Consider the following 19,081-nt stretch of genomic DNA (forward strand, 5'->3'; position numbering starts at 1 on the left):
TGAGCAAACTCTTAGCAACCCTGCCGGTGTTGGAAGGTTCGCTTACCATGCGCATATTCGACATTCGCCGCTCCGTCGGTGTCCGTCCATTCAGCTTGCTCGCGGCCCTCGGCACTGTCGCCGTGTTGATGCTCAACTCCGGGACTGCTGCGGCTGAGCCGCTGTATCCGATTCCGGACCCCGATCCGTTCTATGCCGCGCCGGCCGACCTCGCGGCCGCGGCGCCGGGCGAGGTGCTGGCGACTCGCCCGATGCCGCCGCTGTTCTATTTCCCGGGGGCGCGGGTCACGCTGGTCAAGTTCCGGTCGACCAACTCCGCCGGTGACCCGATTGCGGCCACGACGACGGTGCTGACCCCGTTCAATCATCAACCGGGGGCGCCGCTGCTTTCCTATCAGCACATCATCAATGGCTTGGGCGTCAAATGCGCTGTTTCGCGGGTGCTCTACACCCAGGATCCGAATCTGTTCGTCAAGGAGGCGCCGGTACTCAACGCCATCCTGTTGCGGGGCTGGTCGATCGCGCTGCCTGATCATCTCGGTCCGACCGCGGCCTATGGCGCCGCCCGGCTCGGGGGGCTGATCACTTTGGACGGCATTCGCGCGGCGCAGCGGGTTCCGGAACTAGGGCTCGGGGCCAGTCCCGTCGCCATGCTGGGCTACTCCGGCGGCGGCATGGCCACCGGGTGGGCGGCCGCGCTGCAGCGCGAGTACGCCCCGGAACTGCGGGTGGTCGGGGCGGCCGAGGGCGGTGTGCCGATGAACATGGTGAAGATGATCGAAAAGCTGGGCTATCAGCGACATCCGGTCTTCGGATTGGCGCTGGCCGCCGCGATCGGGTTGGAGCGCGAATACCCGCGGCAACTGCCGATCAGTGCCTACCTGAGCCCGGCCGGGCTGGCGGCGCGCGCCAGCATCGCCAACGGTTGCACCAACGACATCCTGCTGGCGGGCGCCGGTCGCAGTGTCACCGACGTCGCTACCTCGACATCGCTGGTCGAGGATCCGGACGCGCGGCGGGTCGTCGAGGACAACAGCCTCGAACTGTACGACGGGACGCCCCTCGCGCCGGTGTTCGAATGGCATGCCCCGCAAGACCTGCTGATTCCGGTCGATTCCATCGAGAACACCATGCGGCGGTACTGCGCGGCGGGCGTGCCCGTGCAGTCGGAGCTGTACCCCAGCCCCGACCATCTGAGCACCGCCGTGCTCGGCGCCCCGTCCGCGCTCAGCTGGATCGATGCCCGCTTCCGTGGCGAAGCGGCGCCCAGCAACTGCTGACTACCGCTGCTCGTTGAACGCCGCGTCGAAAGCCGCGGACGGGGGCGTGATCGCGTTGTAGGCGCGGATGACCGCGAGGGCGTCGGGCGCGCCCATCAGGCGGTCCATGCCCGCGTCTTCCCATTCGATCGAGATGGGGCCGGTGTAGCCGATGCTGTTGAGGGCGCGGAAGCAGTCTTCCCAGGGGACGTCGCCGCGGCCGGTGGAGACGAAGTCCCAGCCGCGGCGCGGGTCGCCCCACGGCAGGTGGGAGGAGAGACGGCCGCGGCGGCCATCGGCGCGGCGGAGCTTGGTGTCCTTGCAGTCGACGTGGTAGATCCGGTCGGCGAAGTCGAGAATGAAGGCGACCGGGTCGAGGTCCTGCCAGAGGAAATGGGAAGGGTCCCAGTTCAAGCCGAAGGCGGGACGCCGGTCGACGGCGGCCAGCGCGCGCACCGTGGTCCAGTAGTCGTAGGCGATTTCGCTGGGGTGCACCTCGTGCGCGAAGCGGATGCCCTCGGCGTCGAAGACGTCGAGGATCGGGTTCCACCGGTCGGCGAAATCCTGATAGCCGCGGTCGATGGTGTCCTGCGACACCGGCGGGAACATGGCCAGCGTGTGCCAGATGCTCGAGCCGGTGAAACCGACGACGGTGCGGACGCCGAGTGCGGACGCCGCCCGGGCGGTGTCGGCCATTTCGGCGGCGGCGCGGCGGCGGACGCCTTCGGGTTCACCGTCGCCCCAGAGCCGGGCCGGGATGATCGCGCGATGGCGCTCGTCGATGGGATGGTCGCAGATCGCCTGGCCGACCAGGTGATTGGAGAGGGCGAAGACCTGGAGGCCGTGGCGTTCGAGGGTCTTGCGTTTGGCTGCCACGTAATTCGGATCGGACAGTGCCTTGTCGACCTCGAAATGATCGCCGGAGCAGGCGATTTCGAGGCCGTCGTAGCCCCAGTCGGCGGCGAGCGCGCAGACCTGCTCGAAGGGCAGGTCGGCCCATTGCCCGGTGAACAGCGTGATCGGTCTCATGGCTTTCCTCCGATGGCGGTCCAGCGGCCCGCGTCGGCCGCGCTCGCCTGGACTGCCGCGAGGACGCGTTGCACGGCGAGCCCGTCGGCGAAGGTGGGTTCGGGATCTTTGCCCGCGGCGATCGCGATGACCAGGTCGGCGACCTGGTTGGCGAAGGTGTGGTCGTAGCCGAGGCTGTGCCCGGGCGGCCACCAGGCGCCGGCGTAGGGGTGCTGCGGTTCGGTCACCAGGATGCGCCGGAAGCCGGCGGTCTCGGGTTCCTCGGTGTGGTCGTGGAACCACAGCTCGTTCATCGACTCCAGGTCGAAGGCGAGCGAGCCGCGAGTTCCGTTGAGCTCCAGGCGTAAGGAGTTCTTTCTGCCCGCCGCGACCCGGCTGGCCTCGAACGAGGCCAGCCCGCCGCCGGAGAGCCGCCCGAGGAACAGGGCGGCGTCGTCGACGGTGACGGGCCCACTGCCTGGCCCGTCCGGCAGCGGCCGTTCGGTGACGAAGGTGTCCAGCATCGCCGAAACCCCGGTCAGCGCTTCGCCGGTGACGAACTGGGTGGCGTCGATGATGTGCGCGCCGATGTCGCCGAGCGCCCCGGATCCGGCGCGCCGCCGGTCCAGCCGCCAGCTCAGGGGCGTTTGGGGATCGGCGAGCCAGTCTTGGAGATACTGCGCCCGCACGTGCCGGATCGTGCCGATCCGCCCCTGCGCCACCAGGTTCCGGGCCAGCGCCAGCGCCGGCACCCGCCGGTAGCTGAAGCCGACCATGGACCGCACGCCCTGGCGCGCGGCCCGCTCGGCCGCCGCGGCCATCGCCTCCGCCTCGGCCACGGTATTGGCCAGCGGCTTCTCACACAGCACGTGCTTGCCCGCTTCCAGTGCAGCGATGGCGATTTCGGCGTGACTGTCACCGGGAGTGCAGATATCGATGAGATCGACGTCATCGCGCGTCAGCAGGAGCTGCCAGTCCGCTACCGCACTCCCCCAGCCGAGCCGGGCGGCCGCTACGCCCGCCCGGTCGGCGTCGCGTCCCGCGAGCACCGAAAGCACCGGCTGCCACGGCAATTCGAAGATCGCGTCCACACTGCGCCAGGCGTGTGAGTGGGCGCGGCCCATGAAGGCATGGCCGACCAGGCCGATGCCGATCCGCGGGCGGTGTGTCGATGTCATCGGGCTCCTCAGTAGCCGTTGGCCAGGTACTGATCGACGTTGTCCTTGGTCACCACCGCGGAGAAGGTCGTAATCTTCGCGGGCACATCGTGTTCGGCGAGATCACCGAGCGCCTTGCGCTGCCCCAGCAGCCGGGCCAGCGTGACGGCGGAGGAGGCCATGGCCGGGCTGTAGAGCACGGTCGCCTGCAACGGCGAGTTCCCGCCCTTGATCTCGTTCATCGCCTGGGTCGAGCCGCCGCCGCCCACCATGACGAATTCGCCCGCGCGGTTGGCCTGCCGGATGGCGGCCAGCACGCCGATGCCCTGATCGTCGTCGTGGTTCCACATCGCGTCGATCTTCTTCACTGCTTGCAGCATCTGGCTGGCCACCTGCTGGCCGCCGGCCGCGGTGAAATCGGTGGACTGCCGCGCCTCGATCCGGAACCCGGCGGCGGCGAGCGCGTCCTTGAAGCCCTGGCTGCGTTCCTGAGTGAGTTGCAGGTTGTCGATTCCGGCGATCTCCACGATCACCGGGTTGGCGATGTTCTTCTCCCGCATCTTGGCGATGAGGAAGTTGGCCGCGTTGATGCCCATGCCGTAGTTGTCGCCGCCGATCCAGGTGCGGTAGGCCAGCGCCGAGGCGAACACCCGATCCAAGTTGATCACCGGAATCCCGGCCGACATAGCGTTTCTCGCGACCGCGGTGAGGGCGTTGCCGTCGAAGGGCAAGATCACCAGGACGTCGACCTTCTGATTGATGAGGGTCTGCACCTGCTCGATCTGGCGGGCGACGTCGTTGGTGCCCTCGGTGAGATCGAGTTTCACGTCCTCGAGCCCACCGGCCTGTGCGCGGGCGTTGCGGGTGATGGCCGCGGTCCATCCGTGATCGGCGGCGGGCGCGGAGAACCCGATCCGCACTTCCTTTCCGGCGGCGGCGTTCGCGCCGGTCGTACCCGCGACCTGGGTGTTGGAGGAGCTCTCGTTGGAGGTGCAGGCCGCCGCGAGCAGGCCCGCGCCGGCGGCCAGACCGCCGAGCAGAACGCCGCGACGGGAGGGAATGTGGCTGGTACTCATGGGTATTCCTTTGTGTATTAACGGTTCTCACGTGAGAGTGGGGACGGCCCGCGCGCGGCTGAAGCGCTGGAACAGCAGGACGGCGATGATGATCGCGCCCTTGCCGATCGCCTGGATGGGTTGTGCCAGGTTGTTGAGGATGAACAGGTCCTCGATGACGGTGAAGACCAGCACCCCGAGGATCGACCCGGTGATGGTGCCGAACCCGCCGCTGAGCAGCGTGCCGCCGATGACCACCGCGGCGATCGCGTCCAGCTCGTAGAGCTGGCCGTTGGTGCTGGACCCGGTGGTCGTCTGCGCGGTCAGCATGATCGCGGCGATGCCACAGCACACTCCGGAGATGACGTAGAGCAGCAGGGTGTGCCTCCGTACATCGATGCCGGCCAGCCGGGCCGCCTCCGGATTGCCGCCGACCGCGAAGCTGCGCCGTCCGAAAGTGGTGCGCTCCAGCAGGATCCACCCGATCGCCACCACCACGAGGAACAGATAGACCATCAGCGGAATGCCCAGCACCCGCTCCTGCGCCAGCGCCAGCAGATCGGTGGTGACCAGCTGCGACTGCCGGCCGGAGAGTTCCTCGGCCAGGCCGCGCGCGGCCACCATCAACGCCAGCGTGACGATGAACGGGACGAGCTTGCCGTAGGCGATGAGCGCCCCGTTCAACAGTCCGCAGGCGGCGCCGACCGCCAAGGCGCAGAACACCATTCCCGCCACGCCATAGGATTGCGTCGCGGTGGTGGTGCACCAGACCGAGGCCAGCGCGATGATCGCGCCCACCGACAGGTCGATGCCGCCGCCGATGATCACGAACGTCATCCCGACGGTGACCACCCCGATCACCGACGCCAGGGTCAGGATGGTGATCAGATTGCTGGTGCTGAGAAAATCCTCGCCCTTGGTGACAGCGCCGACCGCCACCAGCGCCAGCAGCGCGATCACCAACGTCGCGTGCTTACGAATCTCCTTGCGCGCCAAGCGAGGAACGGCCGATGCCGGTCTCTCACTCAGCGGGGCCGCTGTTTTCGCCTGTTGCTTCACAGCGCGCTCCCTTCCATGATCATGGCGATGACGTCGTGCTCGGTGAGATCGGCCGCGGGCGCGGTGTGGATCACCGCGCCGTCGCGCAGCACCAGCACCCGGTCCGACAGCGCGAGTAGTTCGGGCAGATCGCTGGAGACCAGCAGCACCGCGACGCCCAGTTCGGCCAGCCTGCGGATCTGGGCGTACACCTCGGCGCGGGCGCCGACGTCGACGCCGCGGGTCGGTTCGTCCAGCAACAGCACCCGGGCGTCGTCGAGCAGCCAGCGGGCCAGGATCGCCTTCTGCTGGTTGCCGCCGGACAATTCGCGCACCGGGTGCGTGGGATCGGCGGGGCGGAGGCCGACGCGCGTGCCTGCGGCGCGGGTGTCGGCGCGTTCGCGGCGGCGGTCGAACCAGCCGAAGCGGGAGTAGCGCGGCAGCGCGGCGGCGGAGATGTTGCGGCCCACCGATTGCAGGAGGAACAGCGCCTGGGATTTTCGTTCCTCCGGGGCGAGTCCCAGACCGGCGGACACCGCGGCGCGGGTGCTGCCCGGGCGCAGGCGGCGGCCGTCGACCAGCACTTGGCCCGCCGAGGGCCGGCGCGCTCCGTAGATCGATTCCAGGATTTCCGAGCGGCCCGCGCCGACCAGTCCGGCCAGGCCGACGATCTCTCCCGCGTGCACGGTGAACGAGATGTCGTGGAATCGGCCGGTGAGACCGAGTCCGGTGACGCGCAGTACCGCATCGGTCGCGGCACTCGACGACCGTGCCGCGGCTTCCTGGAGCGCGCCGTTGCCGGTCATCAACGACACCACCTGCTGGGTGCTGGTGGTGCTCGCCGGGAGTCCAGCGGCGACGGTGCGGCCGTCCTTGAGGACGGTGATCCGGTCGCCGATCGCCCGGATCTCCTCCAGGCGGTGCGAAATATAGACCACCGCAACGCCTTCCGAGCGCAGCTGGCCGATGATGCGGAACAGATTGCCCACCTCGTCGTTGCCCAGCGCCGCGGACGGTTCGTCCATCACGATCAGGCGCGCGTCGTAGGACAGCGCCCGCGCGATGCTGACCACCTGCTTGGCCGCGGCGGGCAGCGACTCGACGATCGTCTCCGGCCGCAATTCGGAATGCCCTAGGCGGCTGAGCAATTCGGTGGTCGCGCGGGCGGCGGGGGCGCGGCGGGTGAACCCGCCGCGCGCGTGCTCGTGCCCGAGGAAGATGTTCTCGGCGATGCTGAGCCCGTCACACAAATCCAGTTCCTGATAGATCGTGGCGATGCCCAATCGGGTGGCCGCCGCCGGTCCGGACAGCCGCACCGGCGCACCGCGCCACCGCATTTCGCCGTCGTCCGGTTGATGCGCACCCGAAAGCACCTTGATCAGCGTGGATTTCCCGGCGCCGTTCTGCCCGAGCAGGCAGTGCACCTCTCCCGCACGCACCTCGAGATCGACCTGGTCGAGCGCACGCACACCCGGGAATTCCTTGACGATGCCGCGCATGGTCAGCACGGGGTCCTGAGCATCCGGAGCCATGGCCGGCCTCCTTGCCGAGCCGCCGATCAGGCGACGCTGAAAACGTGATCGCTGATGAGCCGGGCCGCGCCGATCAAGCCGCCGACCCCGGCGAGCTCGGTCAGGACGATCGGCAGATTCCCGGTGGCCAGCGGCAGCGAACGCCGGTAGACCACGCTGCGGATCTCGGCCAGCAGCGGATGACCGAATCCGGTGACGCCCCCGGCGATCACCACCAGCCCGGGATTGAAGAAGCTGACCAGCCCGGCCAGCACCGTGCCGAGATGCGCGCCCGCGTCGCGAATCATGCCTACCGCCACTGGATCTCCCGCGGCGGCGGCATCGGCGACATCGACGGCGGTCAGCGCGCCCGCGCTCGCCAGCCGTTCGGCGAGGAACACCGAGCGCCCGGATCGCGCGTGCGCCAGCGCTTCCCGGGCGAGCGCCGCACCGCCCGCGTAGGCCTCCAGGCAGCCGGTGTTGCCGCAGGCGCACACCGGCCCGTCGTCGCTGATCCGGATGTGCCCGATATCGCCCGCGCTGCCGGAGACGCCGCGGTAGATGTCCCCGCCCACCACGATTCCGCAGCCGACGCCGGTGCCGATCTTGACCAGCAGGAAGTCCTCGACGGACGGTGCTGAACCGGAATGCATTTCACCCAGCGCGAGGATGTTGACGTCGTTGTCGACCAGCACCGGGCAGCCCAGTTCCTGCGTCAGCACCTCGCGCACGGGGAACCGATGCCAGCCGGGCATGATCGGCGGCGACACCGACATGCCTTCGCGGAAGCTGACCGGACCGGGCACGCCGATCCCCGCGCCGTGCAGACGAGCGCCGGGCGCGTGTTCCGCGCGCAACTTGCTCAGCAGATCCAGCACCCGCTCGAGCACGGCCGCCGGGCCTTGCCGGATGTCACTCGGCTCGGAAAGCGTTCCGAGAACCCGCAATTCGCCGTCCGTGATCGCGACGTCGATGGAGGTGGCTCCGATGTCCACCGCGGCGAACCGCAGCCCGGAAGCCAGCCGTGCGATGGCCGAGCGCCGTCCCCCGCTGGAGGCCGCGAGCCCGCCCGCCTCGACCAGTCCGAGTTCGGCCAGCCGATCCAATTCGACCGCGAGCTTGGATCGCGACAACTCCATCGGATGCCCCAGCTCCGAGCGGGACTGCGGCCCCCGGTCCCGGAGCAGCCGCAAAAGCCGTTCCTGGTGGGTGTTTTCGGGTCGAGCCGCGATCCGCATCAGCGTCCTTCTTTCCTACGGATACCGCGATTCAACGCCTTTCGCCGCGCCCTGTCCCGACTTTCGGAGAAATCGGACAAAGTTTGTTCTGTACCAAGACAAAGTCGACCAGGTAGCCGCTGGATTCAGCCGCCGTGCTGGCTGTTTCGGCGCTGCTCGGCGCGGTGGGTGAGGGCGTCGAGGATGCGCTGCCAGGCCGGAGAGGCTTCCGAGATTCGGGCGACGACCAGCTTCTGGTCCCCGGTCTCGGCGGGATCGCGGTGCGCGATCTCCCAGGCGTCCAGGTCGTCGATGAGCGCATCCAGGCGTGGGTCGCGGGGATCCCAGTCGGCCGCCGCGTCGCAGGCGAGGATCAGGCGGATCGTCTCGGGGTCGTCGAAACCGGCGTTCTTGTCGTGGATTCGCTGCGCCAGGGAGTCCGGCTCCATGGCCTGGACCAGGATCCACGCATCACGTTCCAGACGCACGCGCTTCTCGCTGATCCCGAGGCCCCGCATCCGGTCCAGGAGGGCGATCACCGCGGAGGGCAGGACTAGTCTTTCGCCGCTTTCCAGGTCGGCGATGCGGCGCCGGTGCTCGGTGAGCTGGCCGACCTTGCGCTCTAGTTCCGCATCGATCTCGGTGATGGCCGCCGCGAATTCGGCGGGCTGGGCGCGCAGCAACGCGTCGATTCGGGCGAGCGGCACACCGGCGTCGGCGAGCGTGCGGATTCTGATGAGATCCACCGCTGCCTGGGCGCTGTAGCGGCGATAGCCGGAGGCATCGCGCTCGGGTTCAGGAAACAGGCCGACTTGGTGATAGTGGCGAACGGTGCGGACAGTCACCCCGGCGGTAGCCGCCAGTTGGCTGATCGTCAGCACCGTTCACCTCCTTGACCCTCGTGCGAGTCTAAGGGCGGCCCACCTGGTCGATGACGTCGCGGATCGCCTGGACCACGGCGTCCGGGCGATCGAAGCAGAGCCGATGGTGATAGGTGTCGGTGATGAAGCGCTGTTCACCGCCCGAGACGGCGTCCACCACGGCCGCGTCCAGCCGCGCCTTCGGCTCCTGTGGCCCCTGCGCCACAGTGAGCGCGATCAGCGGGACCCCGGGCAACGCAGGGCCGGCCCGCAGTTCGGCGGCAAGGTCGACCAAGCCGCAGCGCTCGGCGGCACCGGCCAGCAGCCATCCGTCGCTCACCTTTGCCTCGAGCAGCGGTTGCCGCAGGCGCTCCGGGTAGTCGGCGAGCGACTCGGCATACGTCGCGCGCAGCTCCGGAACCATCAGCCGCAGCTGGGCCAGATCAGGGGCCTGCTGCTCGGTCGCGCCCAGGCTCGCCTCGGGCGGCATGAAGTCGTCCCACCGGTGGTGTAGCGCGTCCAACCAGACCAGTCCCGCCACGTCCTGCGGGTACAGCTGCGCGAATCGATGCGCGAAGAAACCGCCGAGGGAGTGCGCCGCGAGCACATAGGGGCCGGGGATGTGCTGGGCGCGCAGCAGCTCGCGCAGCTGCGTGGCGACCGCGGCGGCTGTGCGCGGCTGCGGCAGCGGGTCGCTGTAGCCGCTGCCGCCGCGGTCGTACACCACGGCCGTGGTGAACTCCGAGACCTGTTGCTGGACACCGAAATAGTCCAGGCCCACCGCGCTCGCGCCCGGCAGGAACACGACGGCGGGTCCGCCGCTGCCGGACCGATGCAGGTATACGCGGCGGCCGTCGATCTCCTGGAATCCGCCGATCGGCGGTGCGAAAGTGAGGTTGCTGGTCATGGGACAAGCCTGCAACCCTGACGTAGCGTCAGGGTCAAGCCGGCGTTAGGGAGTGACCATCGCGAAGCCCGGGTCGGGCTTGGTGAACAGGCTCTTCAGCTGGACCAGGACCGCCAGGTTCCCGTCGACGAGCACTTCACCCTTGCCGATGGCCTGCTGCATGTCGCCGCCCGCGAGCATGTTTCGCAGGAACACGCCGCGGGTGAGGGTGATGGTGGCGTCGGGAGCGGGCAGGCCATCGCCGGGCCAGCGGTCGTAGTGCACCAGCACACCGTTGCGGAGTTCGGCGCGATGCACCCGGTCGGCGTCGTCGCGGAAGCGCCAGTCGGTGGTCACCTTGATGTCCCAGGCTTTGGGGCCGTCGACATTGAGGGAGATCGCGTCGAACGCCTGCTCCACGGTCAGGGCGGCGAGCAGACCGCTCGAATTCGCCGAGGTGGGCGTGCCGAAGGAGCCATTACGCAGTTCGTGCGCGCCGGAGAGGTAGAAATTGCGCCAGGTGGCGTTCTCGGAGCCGTATCCGAGCTGCTCGAAGGCACTGGCCTGCAAGCGCTTTGCCTTGAGATGATCCGGCTCGGCGAAGATCACGTAGTTGACCAGCTGCACGACCCAGCGGAAATCGCCTTCGTCGTAAGCCTTCTGGGCGGTCCTGAGCACCGCGTTCGCCCCGCCCATGGCGGCTACGTGCCGCTTGGCGGACTCGACCGGCGGATGTTCCCACAGGTGCGCCGGATTCCCGTCGAACCAGCCCATGTATCGCTGATAGATGGCCTTCACGTTGTGACTGACCGACCCGTAGTAGCCGTGCGTCGACCAGGACCGCTCGATCGCGGGCGGCAGCTTCAGCATCTCGGCGATCTCGCTGCCGACGTAGCCCTGATTCAGCAGCCGCAGCGTCTGGTCGTTGAGATAGCCGTACAGATCCCGTTGCAACGACAGGAATTCCACGATCCGCTCGGTGCCCCAGATCGGCCAGTGATGCGAGGAGAACACCAGATCCGATTGGCGCGCATACAGATTGATCGACTCGGTCAGATACTTCGACCAGACGTGCGGGTCCCGCACCAGCGCGCCACGCAGCGTCAGCAGATTGTGCAAGGTGTGCGTGGCGTTCTCCGCCATGCACAGGATCCGGCGGTCCGGGAAGTAGAAGTTCAGCTCCGCGGGCGCCTCGGTGCCCGGCGTCATCTGGAACACCATGCGCACGCCGTCGACCACCTCCTGCTGGCCGGTGGCGGTGATGTCCTTGGTGGGAGCGATCAGCGTGACGGTGCCCACCGAGGTGGTCTGCCCCAGCCCCGCGCCGATCTGGCCCTTCGGTCCGCGCGGCAGCACCGCGCCGTACATGTAGGCCGCCCGGCGCGCCATGGCGGTACCCGTGTAAATGTTCTCCGCCACAGCGTGTTCGAGGAATCCGACCGGGGCGAGCACAGGACAGCGGCCGGCCGCCACGTCCTCGCGCGTGGTGACGCCGAGCGCACCACCGAAGTGGTCGACGTGCGAATGCGAGTAGATCAACCCGGTGACCGGGCGGTTTCCGCGATGGGCCCGGTAGAGCGCCAGGCCGGCGGCCGCGGTCTCGGTGGAGATCAGCGGATCGATGACCACGATGCCGGTGTCACCCTCGACGATGGTCATGTTCGACAGATCCAGGCCGCGCACCTGATAGAAGCCGGGCGCGATCTCGTAGAGGCCCTGTTTGACGGTCAGCTGCGACTGCCGCCACAGGCTCGGGTTGGCCGAGGCCGGGCAGGTGCCGTGCAGGAAATCGTAGGAATCGTTGTCCCACACCACCTTTCCGTCGGCACCGCGCACCACGCCGGGATCCAGCGCGGCGATGAACCCGCGGTCGGCGTCCACGAAGTCGGCGGTGTCGCCGAACGGCATGGTCTCGGCGACCTTCTTGTTCGCCGACACGATGTGCTCGGTCGGATCCGTCTGCACGGCAGAAGGATTCACCTCGTCCTCGCTACCGCACCCGGTGACGGCGACGCCGGTTCCCGCCGCCGCCAGCGCCGCGGCGCCCACCCCCAGCACGCCGCGCCGGGAGAGCTTGGGTCCCGGCCGATCCTGGTTGTTCCGGCCGTTGTCCGCACCGAGCATTCTTGATTCTCCTGTCCGACTTCAGAGTTCGACGAGCTGATGGTCACCGACGTGCTGCCCGAGGAACCGCAGGTGATCGCTGCTGTCGCCGAGGGTGTGCTCGATCGCGGTGAGCCGGGCGGTGTAGTGCCCCACCGGATATTCGGCGGTCATGCCGATGCCGCCGTGCAACTGGATCGCCTCCTGGCCGATATGCCGGGCCGAGTGCCCGACGCGCAGCTTGGCGCGGGAGACGGCGACCGGATCGACGGCGCCCTCGGCCAGCGACATGGCGGCGTACATGCTCATGCCGCGCGCCAGTTCGAGCGAGACATACATGTCGGCGGCGCGCTGGGTCAGGGTTTGGAAGGCGCGCAGCGGGACACCGAACTGCTTGCGGGTTTTCAGGTACTCGGTGGTCAGTCGCAGCGACTCTTCCATCGCCCCGACGGCTTCCGCGCACAGGGCGGCCTGGGCGCGGGCGACGGCGGTACGCACCACCGACGTGGCGTCCACCGGCGCACCGAGGGGTTCGGCTGTCGCACTGTCGAATTCGATATCGGCGCCGCGCGATCCGTCGTGGGTGCGGTAGGGCGTGCGGCGTACACCCGGGTCGGCGGCATCGACGAGAAAGAGGCCGACGCCCTCGGGCAGCGCCGCGGTCACGATGAGCCGGTCCGCGCAATCACCGTGCGACACCGGGTGTTTACGCCCGGTGAGCTGCCAGTTGTCGCCGTGCCGCCGGGCCGTGGTGGCGACCTCGTCGGCGGGCCACCGCAGGCCCGGCTCGCTGTGGGCGAAGGCCAGCCACAGGCTGCCCTGCGCCAGGGCGGGTAGCAATTCCTGCCGCTGGGCGGGAGTGCCCGCGTCGGCGACGATCTCGCCCGGCAGCAGCGCGCAGTCGAGCAGCGGCTCCGGTGCGAGGCGGCGGCCGACCTCGGTCATGACCAGCATGGATTCGAGTGGCCCGGCGCCCATGCCGCCGTCCGCCTCGCCGATCGTCAATCCGGTCAGCCCGATTTCGGCCAGCGTGCGCCACACCGCCGGGTTCCAGCCCGGATCGGACTCGACGATCTTGGCCCGCCGTTCCGGGTCGTAGTGCCGGGCCAGCACGTCGCGCACGGTGTCGCGCAGCATGATCTGTTCACTGGTGGGGGTGAAATCCATGGCGGGGCCTCACAATCCGAGGATCGTCGAGGCGATGATGCTGCGCTGCACCTCGTTCGATCCTCCGTAGATCGATGTCTTGCGGTAGTTCAGGTAGGTGGCGGTGCTGCGGCGCGCCCAGTCCTCGGACGCGCCGTCGCGCGGCAGCGAGGCGGGCCCGGCCACGTCGACCAGCAGTTCGGTGACCGCCTGCTGGAGCTCGGTCCCGCGCAGCTTCAGAATCGAGGACTCGGGCGCGGGCTTGCCGTCCGCCGAACCCGCGGCGACCCGCAGCTGCACCAATTCCAGTGCCAGCACCTCGTTTTCGAGGTCGGCCAGCCGGGCCGCGAACAGCGGATCGGTCAGCAGGGTGCCCGTCCCGAGCCGGGTCTGGCGCGCGTATTCCTTGGCCAGCCACAGTCGTACCTTGGTCTGGCCGACGGCGGCGATGCCGGTCCGTTCGTTGCCGAGCAGGTACTTCGCGTAGGTCCAGCCCTGATTCTCTTCGCCGACAAGCTGATTCGCGGGCACCCGGACGTCTTCGAGGAAGACCTCGTTGACCTCGTAGCCGCCGTCGATGAGCTCGATCGGGCGCACGGTGACGCCGGGGGTGTCGAGCGGGAACAGCAGCAGCGAGATGCCCGCCTGCTTCTTGGGCGCGTTCGGATCGGTGCGCACCAGGCAGAACATCCAGTCCGCGGACTGCGCGGCGGTGGTCCAGGTCTTCTGGCCGTTCACCACGTAGCTGTCGCCGTCGCGCACCGCGGTGGTGCGCAGCGAGGCCAGGTCCGATCCGGCCTCGGGCTCGGAAAAGCCCTGGCACCACCAGATGTCGAGGTTGGCGGTCGGCGGCAGGAAGCGTTCCTTGAGTTCCCGCGAGCCGAATTGCGCGATGACCGGGCCGATCATGTTGGTGTTGAAGGTCAGCGGCTCGGGCACCGACGCCAGTTGCATTTCGTCGTGCCAGAGGTGGCGCTGGATCGGGGTCCAGTCCTTGCCGCCCCACTCCACCGGCCAGTTCGGCACCGCCAGCCCGTGCGCGTTGAGAATGCGCTGGGTGGTGACGAAATCGTCCTTGCTCAGTTCCTCGCTGTGCCGGGCCCGATTGCGGATCTCGGCCGGGATTTCGGTGCGGAAGAAGGCGCGCAACTCGTCGCGGAATGCGAGTTCGTCCTCGGTGAGCGCCAATTGCATGGGGAAACAGCCTCCGGTTCAGAGTGCGAGACCGAGATATTTGGTCTCGAGGTATTCGTCGAGTCCCTCCCGGCCGCCCTCGCGGCCGAGTCCGGACTCCTTGACGCCGCCGAACGGCGCGGCGGGGTCGGAGACGACGCCCGCGTTCACGCCGACCATGCCGGTGTGCAGGTTCTCGGCGAAAGCGAGGGTCTCGCCCAGGTTTTCGCCGTAGACATAGCCGATCAGCCCCGCCGTCGTGGCGTTGGCCTCGGCCAACGCTTCAGCCGTGGTGCCGAAGGTGCGAACGGGCGCGACGGGTCCGAAGATCTCCGAGTGCAGGATGCGGGCGTCCGGCGGGACGTCCGTCAGCACCGTTGGCTCGAAGAAGTACCCCGCGCCGGGTCGTCGCCGACCACCGGTGCGGACCCGGGCCCCGAGCCGCACGGCTTCGTCGACCAGCTTCTGCACCGCCGCAACGGCATTCGCATCGATGAGCGGACCGACCTCGGTGCCGGGGTCCATGCCGTCGCCGACCCGCAGCGCGGACATCCGCGCGGTGAGCCGGTCGGCGAACTCTTCGGCCAGGGACTCGTGCACCAGGAACCGGTTCGCCGCCGTGCAGGCTTCACCGGAGTTGCGCATCTTCGCCTCGACCGCGCCGGCCACGGCCTTGTCCAGATCCGCACCGGCGAGCACCACGAACGGCGCGTTGCCGCCGAGCTCCATCGAGGTGCGCAGAACCCGCTGCGACGCCTGGGCGAGTAGTGCCCGGCCGACGGCCGTGGAGCCGGTGAAGGTCAGCTTCCGCAGCCCGGGATCGGCGATCAGTGGCCCGCACACCGCGGCGGCATCGGAGGTCGTCACGCAATTCACCACGCCCGCGGGGACTCCCGCCTCGTCCAGCAGTGCCATCAGGGCGAGCGAGGTCAGCGGTGTCTGCGGGGCGGGCTTCAGCACGACGGTGCAACCCGCGGCCAGCGCCGGGGCGATCTTGCGCGCACCCATGGCCAGCGGGAAATTCCAGGGCGTGATGGCCAGCACGGGACCGACCGGCTGCTTCATGGTGACGATGCGCCGGGCGCCGGACGGCGCGACGCGGTAGCTCCCTCCGAACCGCACGCTCTCCTCGGCGAACCAGCGGAAGAACTCCGCGCCGTAGGCCACCTCGCCGCGCGCCTCGGCGAGCGGCTTGCCCATTTCCGCGGTGATCAGCGCGGCGAACTGACCCGCGCGCTCGTGCAGCAGACCGAAGACGGTCATGAGCACATCCGCACGGGCGCGGGGGCTCGTCGCTGCCCAATCCGGCTGTGCGGCAACCGCGGCCGCGAGCGCTCGCCGACCCACCTCGGCGTCGGCGTCCGCGACCCGGGCGATTATCTGGCCCGTAGCCGGATTCCGCACGGGCAGCGTGGCAGGCGCGCCGGTCCACTCCCCGTCGATGTAATGCCCCTCCGGCAGTCCGGGAAGCGCAACCATTTGCGCGCTCATCGGCCGGCCTCCGCGGCACCGAACGTGACAATCTGCCGGATCGCGTGCCCGTCGGCCAGTCGATCCATCGCCTCGTTGAGCTGCGCAAGTTCGATCCGATCGGAGATCAGCCGCTGCACCGGCAGCATTCCGTCGCGCCACATGCGCACATAGCGCGGGATGTCGCGGGACGGCAGCGCCGAACCCAGGTAGCTTCCGACGACCGTCCGCGCCTCGGCGGTCAGCGATAGCGGCGAGATCGACGCCATGGCCTCCGGGCCGGGCAGACCCACGGTGATGGTGGTCCCTCCGACGGCCGTCGCGGCGTACGCGGTCTCGAAGGCGCGGGCGTTGCCCGCGCACTCGATCACGTAGCGGGATCGAATCCCCTTGTCGGCCAATTCATCCGGCGTGTACGCCCGATCCGCGCCGAGCGCGAGCGCCTGCTCGGCCTTCGTCCGCAGCGCGTCGACGGCGATGACCTGCCGCACGCCGAGCGCCTTGGCGACCAGCACGGCGGCCATGCCCACGCCGCCGAGGCCGACGATCATGACGTCGTCGTCCGGGCCCGGCTTGGCCACATTGAGCACTGCGCCGCCGCCGGTCAGCACGGCGCAGCCGAACAGGGCCGCGATCTCCGGCGGCACATCCGAATCGACCGGCACGACCGAGGCCCGGTCGACGATCGCGTGTGTTGCGAAACCGGAGACGCCCAGATGATGGTGGACGCGCTCGCCGTCCCGGGTCAGCCGCCCCGGATGGTGCAGCAGCTCGCCCGCATTGTTGGTCCGGCTGCCCGCGGGGCACGGCAACCGCCCGCCTTCGGCGCAGGCCGGGCACTGCTCGCAGCGCGGCAGGAACGACATGACCACACGCTGACCGACAGCGAGATCTGTTGCGGCGGAACCGGTCCGGAGGACGATCCCGGCTGCTTCATGCCCGAGCAGCATGGGCACCGGGCGGACCCGATTCCCGTCGACCACGCTGAGGTCGGAGTGACACACCCCGGCCGCCTCGATCCGGACGAGCACCTCGGTCGGCCCGGGCTCCCCCAGCTCGACCCGCGCGATGGTGATGGGCCGGGACTCCGCGAACGGGCGGGGACGCCCGATCTCCTCGAGAACGGCTCCGGTGATCTGCATGCAGCCGACGGTAGGGGCGCTGGACGGGCCGATGATATAGCTACACTGCATACATTGCCTGCGACTTACAGGTCACTATGCACACCACATCGGCCAAGGACGGTTATGGATACCTCCGTCTCGGCGATCCTGGAGGGCATTCACGCCGGGATCCCGCAGCACGCATTGGCGGCGCGAGTCGCCGCCGCGGTCGCCCGGGGCGAGCTCACCGCGGCCGCCGGGACCGCCGCCCGCGACCTCGGCCTGCGGGTCGCCGAGCGCAACCGCCGCGAGGAGGTGCTGCGCGCGCTGTACGACACCGCGACCGACCTCAGCGGCATCCGCGACGTCGAGGCCGTCCTGCAAGCCATCGTCGGACGCACCCGCACGCTGTCCGGCAGCGATATGGCCTACATCAGCCTCAACGACCACGCCAGCAACGAGACCTACATCCGCAAATCCGACGGCGTGGTGACCGAGGCGTATCGGCTGCTCCGCATGCCCATCGGCACCGGCATCGTCGGCCGCGCGGCGGCCGGCGTGACGTCGTATCAGAGCGCCGACTACCTGGACGACCCCGAGATCACGCACCTGCCGCAGGTCGATTCGATCGTGCGCGCCGAAGGCGTCCGGTCCATCCTCGGCGTCCCGATGTACCTGCACGGCAAGGCGATCGGCGCACTGCTCATCGCCGACCGCGCACCGCGCGGCTATCCGAACGAGACCGTCGATCTGCTCGACGCCATCGGCAAGCACGCCGCGGTGGCGCTGGACAACGCCGAGCGGTTCTCCTCGATTCGCGGCGCACTCGAGCGCCTCGGCCGCGAACAGGCCTCACAGCAGCACGAGATGTCGGAATTGCAGAGCCTGATGGCCCTGGATCGGCGACTGATCGAGTCGGCGATCGGCGGCGGCGGTTATGAGGGATTCGCCGATCTCGTGCGGGCCATCGTCGCCTCCCGGGTCGCCGTCCTCGACGCGGCCGACGGCGTGCTCGCGGCCCGGGCCCAGGACGAGCAAGCCTGGGCCGAGCGGGTGCATCAGCTCGCGGCCGGCCCGCTCGCCCGGCCGCTGCGCACCGCCGCCGGCACCGGAAAACCGCGCGAATTCCGCGTCGGCGGTGAGACTTTCACGCTGATCCCGGCCCGAACCGCCGGCGGCCATCTGGCGACGCTGGTGCTGGCGGACCGCCTGCCCGACCTGCCCGCGGGACTGCTGGAACGGTTGTCGATCTTCCTGACCATTCTGCGCCTGTTCGACCGGGCCGCGCACGACGCGGCGCAGCAGTTGCAGATCGAACTCCTCGACGATCTGCTGTCCGGCCGGGACGTGCCGCAGGATCGAAAACGGCAGCGCGCCAACCGTTTCGGACTGCGTCCGACCGACGATCTCACCGTCGTCGTGATCTCCGCGCCCGGCGCGGACCACCGGCGCCTGGAGACCCGGCTGCGCTCGGCGGTCACCTCCCGCGCTCTGGTGGCGCGCTACAACGGCGAATTCTGTGTCGTGGCAGCCGATGACGGTTCGGTGGCCGAGCGCATCCGCGCCGCCCTCGCCGCCGAATCCATTCCGCCGACCATCGGATTCGCCGGTCCCGCAACCGGATTCGATCGTCTCATCCCGCTCTACCGGCAGGCCCGCCGGGCGCTGGCCACCCTGCTGATGCTCGGCCGCACCGGAGCGCTGCTCGATGGGGCCCGGCTCGGCGCGGTCGGCCTGCTCCTGGACGCCGCCCATACGCTGGATCCCGCGTTCAGTCCGCTCGCCGAAATCCAGCCCCTGCTGGACTACGACGCGGCGCACCACACCGCGCTCGCCGAAACGGCGTGGGCGCACCTGGAGTTCGGCTGCAATATCGCCAGGACGTCCACAGAGCTGTTCATTCACCGGAATACCGTGCGGCAGCGCCTGGCCCGGATCGGCGGCCTGCTCGGCGAGGACTGGCTGGACGGTCCACGCCGCCTCGAAACCCACCTTGCCGTGCGGGTATGGAAACTGTCCGACTCCTGACCCCGCCGCCCTCAGTGGCACACACCACAGTATCAATGTCGATTGCTGGTCATTTGCTCAACTCTCG

At 69.1% G+C, this 19,081-nt stretch carries 15 protein-coding genes; 2 read left to right on the top strand and 13 right to left on the bottom strand.

Going from position 1 to position 19,081, the window contains the following annotated elements:
- The first annotated feature begins 128 nt into the window (after positions 1-128).
- Complete coding sequence (locus AB0M14_RS07720) at positions 129-1,280, top strand: lipase family protein (RefSeq protein ID WP_364991400.1); 1,152 nt, start codon at positions 129-131, stop codon at positions 1,278-1,280.
- Here AB0M14_RS07720 and AB0M14_RS07725 read toward each other — a convergent pair whose 3' ends face one another.
- The 13 genes from AB0M14_RS07725 to AB0M14_RS07785 form a co-directional block, all read right to left on the bottom strand.
- Positions 1,281-2,288, bottom strand: coding sequence for a sugar phosphate isomerase/epimerase family protein (locus AB0M14_RS07725; RefSeq protein WP_364990092.1), 1,008 nt, complete (start codon positions 2,286-2,288; stop codon positions 1,281-1,283).
- On the bottom strand, positions 2,285-3,445 hold the full coding sequence (locus AB0M14_RS07730) for a Gfo/Idh/MocA family oxidoreductase (RefSeq protein ID WP_364990095.1): 1,161 nt from the start codon (positions 3,443-3,445) through the stop codon (positions 2,285-2,287). The genes AB0M14_RS07725 and AB0M14_RS07730 overlap by 4 nt, the downstream gene beginning before the upstream one ends.
- An 8-nt stretch (positions 3,446-3,453) precedes the next feature.
- On the bottom strand, positions 3,454-4,500 hold the full coding sequence (locus tag AB0M14_RS07735; RefSeq protein ID WP_364990096.1) for a substrate-binding domain-containing protein: 1,047 nt from the start codon (positions 4,498-4,500) through the stop codon (positions 3,454-3,456).
- Between the two features lie 27 nt (positions 4,501-4,527).
- Complete coding sequence (locus AB0M14_RS07740) at positions 4,528-5,475, bottom strand: ABC transporter permease (protein WP_364990099.1); 948 nt, start codon at positions 5,473-5,475, stop codon at positions 4,528-4,530.
- 59 nt (positions 5,476-5,534) lie between these two features.
- A complete protein-coding gene (locus AB0M14_RS07745; protein WP_364990103.1) occupies positions 5,535-7,049 on the bottom strand; it encodes a sugar ABC transporter ATP-binding protein in 1,515 nt (504 codons plus the stop codon).
- A 26-nt stretch (positions 7,050-7,075) separates the two neighbouring features.
- Positions 7,076-8,266, bottom strand: a complete 1,191-nt coding sequence (locus AB0M14_RS07750) for an ROK family protein (protein ID WP_364990106.1) — start codon at positions 8,264-8,266, stop codon at positions 7,076-7,078.
- 125 nt (positions 8,267-8,391) lie between these two features.
- Positions 8,392-9,126, bottom strand: a complete 735-nt coding sequence (locus AB0M14_RS07755; protein ID WP_364990109.1) for a MerR family transcriptional regulator — start codon at positions 9,124-9,126, stop codon at positions 8,392-8,394.
- A 28-nt stretch (positions 9,127-9,154) separates the two neighbouring features.
- Positions 9,155-10,012, bottom strand: coding sequence for an alpha/beta hydrolase (locus AB0M14_RS07760; protein WP_364990112.1), 858 nt, complete (start codon positions 10,010-10,012; stop codon positions 9,155-9,157).
- A 45-nt stretch (positions 10,013-10,057) separates the two neighbouring features.
- Entirely contained in the window at positions 10,058-11,899 is a 1,842-nt protein-coding gene (locus AB0M14_RS07765; RefSeq protein WP_364991403.1) for an alkyl sulfatase dimerization domain-containing protein, read from the bottom strand.
- 237 nt (positions 11,900-12,136) lie between these two features.
- A complete protein-coding gene (locus tag AB0M14_RS07770) occupies positions 12,137-13,261 on the bottom strand; it encodes an acyl-CoA dehydrogenase family protein (protein ID WP_364990114.1) in 1,125 nt (374 codons plus the stop codon).
- Between the two features lie 9 nt (positions 13,262-13,270).
- Complete coding sequence (locus AB0M14_RS07775) at positions 13,271-14,434, bottom strand: acyl-CoA dehydrogenase family protein (RefSeq protein ID WP_364990117.1); 1,164 nt, start codon at positions 14,432-14,434, stop codon at positions 13,271-13,273.
- An 18-nt stretch (positions 14,435-14,452) separates the two neighbouring features.
- Positions 14,453-15,892, bottom strand: a complete 1,440-nt coding sequence (locus AB0M14_RS07780; protein ID WP_364990120.1) for an NAD-dependent succinate-semialdehyde dehydrogenase — start codon at positions 15,890-15,892, stop codon at positions 14,453-14,455.
- An 8-nt stretch (positions 15,893-15,900) separates the two neighbouring features.
- A complete protein-coding gene (locus AB0M14_RS07785; protein ID WP_364990122.1) occupies positions 15,901-17,025 on the bottom strand; it encodes an alcohol dehydrogenase catalytic domain-containing protein in 1,125 nt (374 codons plus the stop codon).
- A 105-nt stretch (positions 17,026-17,130) separates the two neighbouring features.
- Here AB0M14_RS07785 and AB0M14_RS07790 point away from each other — a divergent pair, with 105 nt between their 5' ends.
- Positions 17,131-19,014, top strand: a complete 1,884-nt coding sequence (locus AB0M14_RS07790; RefSeq protein WP_364990124.1) for a helix-turn-helix domain-containing protein — start codon at positions 17,131-17,133, stop codon at positions 19,012-19,014.
- Positions 19,015-19,081 lie beyond the last annotated feature (67 nt).

Source organism: Nocardia sp. NPDC051832, assembly GCF_040681285.1.
GTDB lineage: Bacteria > Actinomycetota > Actinomycetes > Mycobacteriales > Mycobacteriaceae > Nocardia.